The following is a 2,329-nucleotide window of genomic DNA, read 5'->3' as shown; positions in this document are numbered from 1 at the left end:
CACCTATCCAATGATTCTTCCTATCTTCTCCTTCAACACTTCCAAATCTACGGGCTTGACAATGTAATCGGCAATGTGTCCAGCCCATATCTCAAAGTCACTCCTGAAAGTATCATAAGCAGTACAGACGATAATGGGAAGGGCAGGATACCCTTTCCTGATCCGCTCCAGCAACTTCAATCCACTCATATCAGGAAGCTTGATGTCAAGGATGAGAAGGTCTATTTCCCCTTTACTTAAACAGTGGAGAGCTCCCTTGGCGTCTCTCGCTTCCAGGACATCGTATCCTTCCTCAGTCAGTTCATCCTTAAACACCTCACGCAGAACCTCTTCATCTTCGGCAATCAATATCTTCTTCATCATACTTGTAACCCTTTCTCTTCTTCTTTCTTTCTTGTTCTTTTCATCGGTAGGTTTACGATGAAAGTAGTCCCCTTGTCCATTTCGCTTTCCAGCTCTACCTTCCCCTCATGGGCAAGAATTATTCTCTGACATATAGCTAAACCCAGACCTGTACCCTGGGGTTTCGTACTGAAGAAAGGCTCAAATACCCTCTTTCTGTTATGGGCAGGAATGCCGGGGCCGGTATCGCTAATTCTAATCTGGAGGAATCTCTTATCCTGGCCAGTGGCAATCTTTAATTCTTTTTTCTCCCTATCCTGCATAAAGATGAGCGCATTCTGAATCATGTTCAAAATGACCTGTTCTAAGAGAGCAGGGTCGACCAGTATGGCAGGTAGATTTTGGTCGAGTTCCTTAGTAAGGACTGTTCCGCTCTTTCTAATCTCATCATCCATATGTAGCAGAATTTCCTCAATTACCCTGTTAACGTTCTCCTCCACCAAATTTGGCTTGGGCTGACGGGTAACCGTGAGCATATCCTTAACAATTCTTTCCAGGCGGTCTACTTCCTGCATAATGTAATTAGTATATTTTTTGTTAGGGTCTTTTTCTTCCACCGCCTTGTGTATTCGTTGCGCGCAACTTCTTATTGAGCTCATCGGATTTCTCACCTCATGAGCCACAATCACCGACATCTCTCCTACAGCAGCCAGGCGTTCCGAGTGAATTAAATGAGCCTGTGCCTCTTTCAGCTCTTTCTTGGCCAGCTCCACCTGGTGACGTAACTCTTCGCTGAATCTCTTTTCAGTATCATATAATCTGGCATTTTCTATGGCCAGTCCGGCCTGATTGGTGAAAGTTACCAGGGAGCGAAGGTCTTCCTCTTCTATGGGACGTCCGCTATGCAAATTATCTACTAACAGAACTCCATTTACTCTCTCTTTGGCTACCAGAGGCACTGAAGCCATTGCATTGACTCTTCCCTCAAGTCCGGCAAAAATCTCACCATAAGTCCTTTCCTGGCTGGAAGTAGTTCCGCCCTGATAAATCGGAGGTGAGTTTACTTCTGCTTTGCTCTCCTCTTGTGTGGAGCCTAATCTTCTCACTTGATGGGAAACAGGCTCTTGTAAATGCATCCCTCCCTCACCAACTCGAGCTATAATGTATGGCCTTCCATCCTTAACTGTCTTTACAATGGGATTTTGCCCATCTGCCAATGGAATTTTTAAATCTGAAAGAAGCTCCCGAGCCACTCCCATCGCCTGTCTGCCCTCAATAAATCCTTGTTTTTCGTTTACCAGGCAGATTATTGCGCGGTCAAAATTTAAGTGTTTTGCTACACCTTCTAATATTGTATTCAGTATCCTATCCAGGTCCATAGTGCTGGCCATCGCTCTACTTATCCTATCCAAAGTCTTCAGCTCATTCATCTTCTGGGTAATTACAATATTTTTCTCTTCCAGCTCATCCTTTGATCTCTTAATGAGACCGGCCATCTCTTCATGCTTTTTCTGAGAAAGAGTCAGTTTCCATATCTGTCCATAAATAAGTCTAAACACAAGGATTAAAAGTATGGCAATTCCAATAAGCGAAAATGTAACTGATAGAACCGTTGCCCAGCCGGTAGATAGATTTCGATTGAGGTAGTTTTCGGTAAGCCTATAAACTACTAACATTACCAGGAAGATGGATATTGTCAGCCATCTCAAAGGACGTAAATAGGTAGGTTCTTTCATTTTGCCTCTAAATGAAAAAAATCATCCTAAATATACAAAATATGACCATAAAAGTCAACGCAAAAAGCCAAATAAAAGCTATGCCATTTATGGCATAGTTAGTTGGAGTAGCCCCGATGAATCGGGACGTTATAATTGCGAAGCTCCGCTTCGCTACTCCTAACTTCATACCTCTTGTTCCATTAGGCACCAAATTTCTTTAACTTAAGTCCATTAGCTAACATCAGGGGCATAGCACTAACTGCCGGGAA

At 43.3% G+C, this 2,329-nt stretch carries 2 protein-coding genes; both read right to left on the bottom strand.

The genetic code is table 11. The annotated features are described in order from the left end of the window. Window positions 1-3: 3 nt before the first annotated feature. Complete coding sequence (locus tag VMW39_01865; GenBank protein ID HUW22766.1) at window positions 4-363, bottom strand: response regulator; 360 nt, start codon at window positions 361-363, stop codon at window positions 4-6. After that, entirely contained in the window at window positions 360-2,078 is a 1,719-nt protein-coding gene (locus VMW39_01860) for an ATP-binding protein (GenBank protein HUW22765.1), read from the bottom strand. The genes VMW39_01865 and VMW39_01860 overlap by 4 nt, the downstream gene beginning before the upstream one ends. Window positions 2,079-2,329: the final 251 nt, after the last annotated feature.

The organism is bacterium (assembly GCA_035530055.1).
Taxonomy (GTDB): Bacteria; UBA6262; WVXT01; order WVXT01; family WVXT01; genus WVXT01.
Note: the sequence above shows the minus strand (reverse complement) of the source record. Positions and strands in the feature narration are given on the sequence as shown.